We start from the raw sequence: 7,340 nt of genomic DNA on the forward strand, positions 1-7,340 counted from the left end.
TTAACCCTCTGCCCATTCGTAGCCTCTCTCCTTCATGTCGTTGAACGTCTGCTTGGCCTTGTCGATGATCGAAGGAGTGAGAGGGTTCCCCTTGTCATCCACCAGCACGGAAAGCTGCGAGCATTTGCAGTTGATGGCGTTGCCATTCTTCGTGTACCACTCCCTAACTTCATCCTGCGTGTACAGATGAGCATGCCTGGCGGCGTGCGTTGCTCGGGTGGTAGGGCTTAACGCAGAGATGTGAAGCAGCTTTGTTTTGATGCCGTAGCGGTCTTGCGCATCCTGAGCTTCATCCCACCGCGCGCGCCGCAGTGCGGTAGTGATCTCAGTCCTGGCAATGCGATTCGCGCGTCGGGTTTCAATGCCGGTTTGCTCGTTGAGGTTTTTGGCTACGTCCCGCGGGTTTAGCCCCCTGGCAATGCCATCAGTCAGAATTCTCGCCATATCGCTCTTAACCTGAGCGCTGAGCCCTTTCATCTCTTCGAATTCACGCGCTCTGACCAGAATCAGCCGAAGCTGATATGGCTCACTTAACAAGATGTTTGGAACATCCTGCTGGCCGGCGGCATAAGCGGAGGATTGCTGAGAGAGGTTGTAATACTCCTGCGCCGTTCCTCGCTGGTAAGCCACGGACACATAGCGGCCAAAGAACCACAGATTGAACTCCCCACCCTCCAGCAGAATTTCGTCCACCAGCGCTTCACCGTTATGAAGCAGCATCGACAGAAGCCCCTGATCAAGACGGAAGGTGTAGCGCTCGTTTACGACTGGTTCGGCGGGGATGCGGTTGAGGATGTCGATATAGCCTTTCGTTATCAGCTTCATGCGCTTTGCAAACTCACGCATGGCGCCACGCTCTAACTTATCAACTCCTGTGGGATCTTTGATGTTGCTCGGCAGGATTGGAGGTTTAGGTTTCGTCGTCATCCCCTGTCTCTCCAAGCGGGTCGCCGCCTTCAGTCTCAAATCCTGCAGCAGTGCGAATTTCCTCACCGCTGAATGGCGCCGTGTCACCGCTTTCAACCATAGCCTTGTTCACCTCTGCCATGGTCTTAGAGTCCGCCAGGCGTTCAGCGCGAGTCTGTTGATTGAGATCATCCCAGATGACTGTTTTCTGGCCGACAGAATCGATAATTATCAGGTCGATCAGCTTGTCGCAGAAGTCCTCAATTTCGAACGACAGATCACCGCGGCGACTCTGGCAGCGCCCGTTCATGTACTTTTGGTCTTCGGTGCTTGAGCGTTCAGCCTGTTGGTTGCCTACCAGTATCCGCGAAGGAATATCAACGCCGGCAGAAGCCGTCTGCAGGTTCACGGCATAGGTTGGGCTTGGGTCAGACACAGGGGAAACAAGGGAGGTAACAGCAGCGCCCTGCAGGCTCATCAGCACATCGTTGCCGCGGTTCATCTCGCGCGCGGCTTCGTTGAACTTGTCCTGCAATTCGTCAACGCTGACGCCATACATAGAAGCCAAACTGCCGAAGTCGATCTCTTTGTCGAAACTTAGCGCCAGCTGCCGAGCTGCGTTCTTCAGGAATGACTCACCGGAACCGCCCTCTACTTTCTCCAGGCTGACGAATGCGTTGTATGCTGGCTCAAGGAACCCGATAGCGTCGTCGGTGTAGTCGCCAAGGATGAAGATCCGGTCTGGATGTATTTCGACACGTCGCGAGGCTCCATTTGAAAGCCGCTCTGTGTATTGCCACATCTTCGGCTGGCCGTATGTTTGCGAGTTAAGCCCGGTATCCCACTCGCTCACGTTTAGTGAACCAGCCCAGGCAACCGTGACTTTTTCGAGCCCTCGGCCTCTGGTTACTTCGGTATTCCATGGTTTGTTATCGCGGATGTGCAACAAAATGCCGGAGTAACGCCCGACAAGCCGCCGACGGTCAGCCTCTGCAAAAGCGCGCCATAACCGGTTCGTGAATACCTGTTTGAGTTTTTTCTCCCAGGCAGTTTCCGCGCGCTTCTCGTCGGCCTTATCACCCTCGATGATCTCAGGGTTGGTCTGCCAACATTTGCCCACCAGCTTTTCCACGGCGCCATGCGCAATACCACCGCGGCGATACAGTGAATAAAGGTTGTCGTAAGTGATCTGCTCAGGAAAGCCGTATTCGCACCAGGCGGAGCCGCGTTTATTATCCAGGCCCATAGATGGCCCAAGCATCGCCATACGAGCACGCTCAATCCTGGCGTCGTTCAACGCGTGGTTGACGGCCAGCTGGAGATTTTTGTTCATGTGGTTTCCGTTTGGAAGGGTTTACCGAAGTCGCTTAGGGATCAGCATCCCGACGGCCTGAGATTTACGTTTGATATGTCCATCCAAGCTGTAGCGTATCCCATCCCAACAGTGCTCATTGCCATCTGCCAGTTTTGGTAACACTTCACCGGTGATACGGTCAGTTTTGTAAGACCAGAGCCGTGCCTCGCGCGCCACGTTCTTGCAGCGAGGATGAATGATTATTTCGTCAAAGCCACGGAGATGGGCGATCCCGTCCTCAACGCTTCCCTGCCACTTTTCAGCAGCTGAAATATTGAATCCCTGTCTCTTGAGATAACTGATTGTCTCCGGCCGCGCTGAGTCGGCCTTAATGGGCCAGTCACGCACACCGGGGATGGTGTCGTACAGCTCAGGCATGTGGTCAAGTTCGGTATGCTGACCATATGCCTCATATTCGATGTAAAGGCGGTTATGCAGAATGAATGAACGCACCAACGTATTCGGGTCTTTAGCGAAACCGAAGTCGGCACCGAAGAACAGGCGTTCCGCCTCTTTCCAGAGATTGTCGGAAAATTCAGCAATCCGATATTTGCCGGCCAGTACCTGCTTATCCGAGTTTTCGAGGTAAGCCCCTTCCCATACCCATGCGTATGTTGCCGGGTCAAGACGGCGCTCATCGTTCAGCCGTTCACCTTCCAGCACATCGGGGAACCAGGGATTATCCGTGTAGTTCATCTCAACGGTAATGCAGTCATCGCCAGCCTCTTTGCGAAAACGCTTATCAGTGGCGCTACCGTCGCGCTCTGGGTTCCACGTCACCCAAATCTCTGAGCCTTCCTCACGAACGGTAGGGCTCAGCTTCTGCCAGGCAATTTCGCTGACTGATTCAGCCTCATCGACCCAGCAAAGCAAAATCCGCGCCTTCGACTTGATGCTATCGAGGTTATGCCGCAGACCACAGAACACATAATTCACGCTCTTATCGATGGTTCGGATGTACTTCTCACCAATATCGAAGTTGGCTGCTAACCATGGCACAGATAGGATCGCCTGCTTAACCTCCTGCATGCTCGACTCTTCCAGTGAATTCATGAACTCACGAGCACACAAGATCACTCCAGCTTCGCCATTCATCATCGCCTGATAGGCTTTAACTGCCGTCATCATGGCAAAAGTGCGTGTCTTAGCACTACCGCGGCCACCGTGTGAGCAGCGATAGCGCTTATCCATTACGGTGAACAGCGGAGCTAGCTTTGCTGGGATCGGTAGTTGAACGGCTTCACTCATGCTTTCGGCTCAACGGGCAGTAACTGGATGATGGTAGGCTTCGGGGTCATGCTGCCATCAGGACTTGTGTGCTCTACTTTCTGGCGATTGGTATAGGCGTCACCCATTTCTTTGGCTGCCTGCTCGATAAGTTGCGAGGTCATACCGAAGTTCTTCATCTTTTCAGCATTGGTCGCCATTCGGTCAAGAACGCGCAACCGGTATGCTTTGTTTGCGATCGGGATGTCGGCGATCTCATTCTGGAATCGTTTACGAGTGGCATTGAACAGGTCGATCCACTTCTGGCTCAACTTGGACGCCATTGCGTTGCCGGGCGTGTATTGTGACACCTGCTGCCGTGAGACATTGATGCCATATTCAGCCTTTACAAGCTCAATGACTTTTGTTGGCGACTCGAAACATGCAAGTGATTGAACAATGAAGGCTTTAACCTCTGTCGATAATGCTGCCATTGGTCACCTCCATGACAATCTGAATACAGCTTTACGCCAGCCTCAACATGCAGTTACCGCACGCCCTGGCAATGTTTAGTTGTGCCACCTCCGCAGGCCTGTTGGCCGCATCAACCAGTTCCTGAACTTCCACGCTGGCGCCATACCGACGAACTACGCCAACAAACTCTTCAACGTCGTGGCCGCGTAGCTTCAGCACCGGCTGACCTTCCTTGTTGAATTTTGGTGCGCCGAAATCGTCTGTCGCCTGCGCGATGTGGTAAAGCTCATGCTCTACCAGCGCGCAGAACTCAGCATCAGAGCACTGTGTGCAGTAGTCGGCAGCAAGCGTGATGATGAATTTCGGCACATCGCCGAACCACTCATGCATCTGCTGTTCCATCCTGGCCTTCTGCCAGCCGCCGGCGCGCATCGCTACCTCTTCAGCCTGGCCGAGCACATGGCGTCCTTTCTTCTCAAACGCGGACGATGCCCACATAAAGCGTAGATCGGCGTCTGCAAGGTGTCCGTGGTCTGGATTAAACAGGCTGCCGGCTTCGTCGATAATTTGATGCTTTATCCACTCCTGCACTTCGTTTGCAGGCACCATGCCGATGTATGGCATCAGTTGATGGGACTCGATGAACTGCAGGGGCGGATATGGCCGCCGAGCATGGCTTTCATCCTGCGTTTGCTTTGCCATGACTTCCTCCTGCTTGTTATCGGTAGCATTGAATCAGCCACTCACTGAATGGCTGCCGCGATGCCTGCTATGCCTCGGTGTCGAACAGCGCCAGGGCTTCTTTGCTTTCCTGAATAGCTTTGACCGTCTTAGCGACAATCTCACTCTCCGTAAAAACACGCGCAAACTGCTGCTGGAAGATCGCGTTCTTGAGCGCATCGTCGCCGACAAACTCAATGGCTTTCGCTGCTGCCGCGGTGTCGTAATTAACTAGTTCAAGTAACCGAAGACGGATTGTTTGGGCTGGGGTGATCTCTACAGTGCCTGACATATAGATTTTCCTGTTCAAGGGGCATAAAAAAACCCGCCGGAGCGGGTTCAGTCATTTCTTGCCGTTGGCCTCAGCCATCTGCTGATAGCGTGGGTCATTCGGCCCTGGGAATTTTTGGCTCTGGCTCCGGTAGTGCTGCAGACGCTCGCGGAAAAGTTCACGAAGGTGCTCAGGCTGCTCCACCTGCGCCGGTACGATCGGCATGTTCATGCGCTCTTTGTACGCCACACCTGACGCCGCAAGGTCTACGTTAACCTTGTCCATTTCTTCTTTTGGCAGATTGCCGAGATTGTATGACATGAAATCCTCCTGGTTCAGAGGATCATACGCCAGCATCCAGCTGCATGTAAGCAATTACGACTCACTATCGAGAGAGCGCCTCACAGCGGGTAAACCCTGACTATAGGGCCATCGGTGCGCTGGACTTCTAATCGCCGACACAATTGATAATCAGCATAACCATCCGGCTAAGCCTGATTAGTTACCCTTATAGCAACTACACGTTCCAACTAGCCAAGGAGGCCTTATGAACTATCCACCTGAGTTTTATGTCGCCATATCATCCGGTTTTGCCTTTCTAACCGCATTGGCAAAAATCGCACTTCACTTCTCTCAATACCTATTCCCAGTCAGTTAATCACCCGTCTATCAAATCGCAGTATCAGCCCCACCTCGCGGGGTTGCCTCGCCACTTCCGTCTTTCCGGCTGCCAAGACGTGATCACCTCCTGCAGGGCTTCACCGTCTCACTCCTTGTCGGGGGAATTCTTCATCACGCAGCAGCCTCGGAAAGCTGCTCTGTGATGGACAACAAAAAACCGCCCGGAGGCGGCTTCATCAACCATTCAAAATCTGTTCATAATTTGTTGGGAAATTAATTCCAGGTTCCACCTTCAGCGCCTCTACCTTATTGATGATAAGCGCCTTGGTTTCTTCGTTCCCATTCTTATAATAAGGCTGCATAACATCAAGAATAGGCTTTCCATCCCATCCGGTAAGTTCTTGCTCGGCCAAGATTAAATAAATCTCTTTGTTTAACTTTTCCATGCCATCTCCAGTCTGATTTTGGAAGTGGCATTATATCACTACCTGTTTAATTCGCAGCATCAGCCGAACCTTTCGGGTTCATTTCGCTAAGCAAACCTGTCTTATATAGTCCTGTAGGCCAGCTATTTGGCTGCGGGCGATTTCGATTCGCTCTCGGAGACGGAAATAATCCCGCTCAGCGGCGTCAGTAAGTCTGGGGCTGGCTGCATTAGCCACGCCGGCGGCGCCGGTGGTTGGGCACGTGGCGGCGAGCTGCAGCCGGAGATTGCCAGTGTCAACAGCGCGCTGCAGAACATCGATTTGATTCTTGGCATCGTTCAGTTCCTGGGTGCGGTGCTCGTCGATTGCAGCCACGGCGCGCTGTGTGCCGTTCTGCCAGTCGAGCTGGCCAGTCAGCTGGCTGTTGGCCGTTTGCAATTTGTCGCGTTCGTGGCGCAGCGCCTGATTGCTATATGCGAAATACGCCAGCAGAGAGAGCACCACAGCCACGATAGCGGCCTGCCAATGCGGTAGCGGCCATTTCATGATAAAAACATCTCGCGCTCTGCTGCACGGCGTGCAACCAGACCATCCAGACGTTTACCCCCGGCATTTACCCAGCGGCCGAATTGGTCTGCTGCGCCTTGCTTATCGCCAGCGTTCAGTTTTTGCAGAAGCGTAGATGTGCTCAGCGATCGCAGGCCGAGGTTATATGCAAAGCTCACCAGCGCATCGAATTGGCCCTGAGTGATTTTCACCTTCACCAACTGATTAACGCCCTGCTCATATTGCACAACGCCGCATTTCAGCAGCCGATCGGCAGTCGCCTGATCAATCTGCATTCCTGGGCCGACTTTCTTACCGTCAACTGGCTGTGTCCATCCGTAACCGATCGTCCAGACGCCCACCGAATCCTGATAGGCTTTCAACCGCAGGCCTTCAAAGCGCTTAATCAGCTCAATGCCGCTTTTACTGATATTCATTGCTCGCTCGCTTTATTCAGGAATCGACGCTCCAGCGCCTTAATCAATGACGCGCCTGACCAGCCAGCCATACCGGCTACGCCACCCATCACCTCAGATGGCCAGCCGTAATGCAGGGCAATCAGCACCATAGTTGAACCAGCGAAGATGGAAATGAAGAGTTGCAGAAACAGCGTGCGCCAACTGAACACCTCGCCGTTCAATACCTTGAACGAGTAGCTCGCAATAGCGCCCAGCAGGGTCATGCCGAACGCAATCAGCATTGATAGGATGTTGGGTTCGTTCTTCCAGGGCATTTTCATAACCTCCCCCTTCCGGGGCTCTTTCCCGGCTTCGGGTTATGGGTAGGGTTCAGCCACCAGCCGTAAACGCTGCCGGTA

The 7,340-nt window shown here is 53.4% G+C and carries 11 protein-coding genes; all 11 read right to left on the reverse strand.

Annotation, left to right across the window (positions count from 1 at the left end; genetic code table 11):
* Positions 1-927, reverse strand: a complete 927-nt coding sequence (locus H7A77_RS10455) for a phage minor head protein (RefSeq protein ID WP_182074127.1) — start codon at positions 925-927, stop codon at positions 1-3.
* A complete protein-coding gene (locus H7A77_RS10460; protein ID WP_182074128.1) occupies positions 911-2,239 on the reverse strand; it encodes an anti-CBASS protein Acb1 family protein in 1,329 nt (442 codons plus the stop codon). The genes H7A77_RS10455 and H7A77_RS10460 overlap by 17 nt, the downstream gene beginning before the upstream one ends.
* Before the next feature lie 21 nt (positions 2,240-2,260).
* Positions 2,261-3,508, reverse strand: a complete 1,248-nt coding sequence (locus H7A77_RS10465) for a PBSX family phage terminase large subunit (protein ID WP_063919325.1) — start codon at positions 3,506-3,508, stop codon at positions 2,261-2,263.
* Positions 3,505-3,960: a DUF2280 domain-containing protein gene (locus tag H7A77_RS10470; protein WP_063919324.1), complete on the reverse strand. Its 456-nt coding sequence runs from the start codon at positions 3,958-3,960 to the stop codon at positions 3,505-3,507. The genes H7A77_RS10465 and H7A77_RS10470 overlap by 4 nt, the downstream gene beginning before the upstream one ends.
* A 31-nt stretch (positions 3,961-3,991) precedes the next feature.
* Complete coding sequence (locus H7A77_RS10475) at positions 3,992-4,642, reverse strand: putative metallopeptidase (protein ID WP_182074129.1); 651 nt, start codon at positions 4,640-4,642, stop codon at positions 3,992-3,994.
* Positions 4,643-4,709: 67 nt separating this feature from the next.
* The gene (locus tag H7A77_RS10480) at positions 4,710-4,952 is read right to left on the reverse strand and encodes a DUF2560 family protein (protein ID WP_128868910.1); all 243 of its coding nucleotides are present in this window, start codon (positions 4,950-4,952) and stop codon (positions 4,710-4,712) included.
* A 51-nt stretch (positions 4,953-5,003) separates the two neighbouring features.
* On the reverse strand, positions 5,004-5,252 hold the full coding sequence (locus H7A77_RS10485; RefSeq protein WP_182074130.1) for a DNA polymerase III subunit theta: 249 nt from the start codon (positions 5,250-5,252) through the stop codon (positions 5,004-5,006).
* Positions 5,253-5,788: 536 nt separating this feature from the next.
* Complete coding sequence (locus H7A77_RS10490) at positions 5,789-5,998, reverse strand: hypothetical protein (protein WP_182074131.1); 210 nt, start codon at positions 5,996-5,998, stop codon at positions 5,789-5,791.
* 78 nt (positions 5,999-6,076) lie between these two features.
* Complete coding sequence (locus H7A77_RS10495; protein WP_127146584.1) at positions 6,077-6,523, reverse strand: lysis protein; 447 nt, start codon at positions 6,521-6,523, stop codon at positions 6,077-6,079.
* A complete protein-coding gene (locus H7A77_RS10500; protein ID WP_128868907.1) occupies positions 6,520-6,960 on the reverse strand; it encodes a lysozyme in 441 nt (146 codons plus the stop codon). Before H7A77_RS10500 ends, H7A77_RS10495 begins: the two co-directional genes overlap by 4 nt.
* Positions 6,957-7,262, reverse strand: a complete 306-nt coding sequence (locus H7A77_RS10505; protein WP_182074132.1) for a phage holin family protein — start codon at positions 7,260-7,262, stop codon at positions 6,957-6,959. The genes H7A77_RS10500 and H7A77_RS10505 overlap by 4 nt, the downstream gene beginning before the upstream one ends.
* Between the last annotated feature and the right edge of the window lie 78 nt (positions 7,263-7,340).

It is taken from the genome of Serratia sp. ME47, assembly GCF_903970925.1.
GTDB classification, from domain to species: Bacteria; Pseudomonadota; Gammaproteobacteria; order Enterobacterales; family Enterobacteriaceae; genus Serratia; species Serratia ureilytica.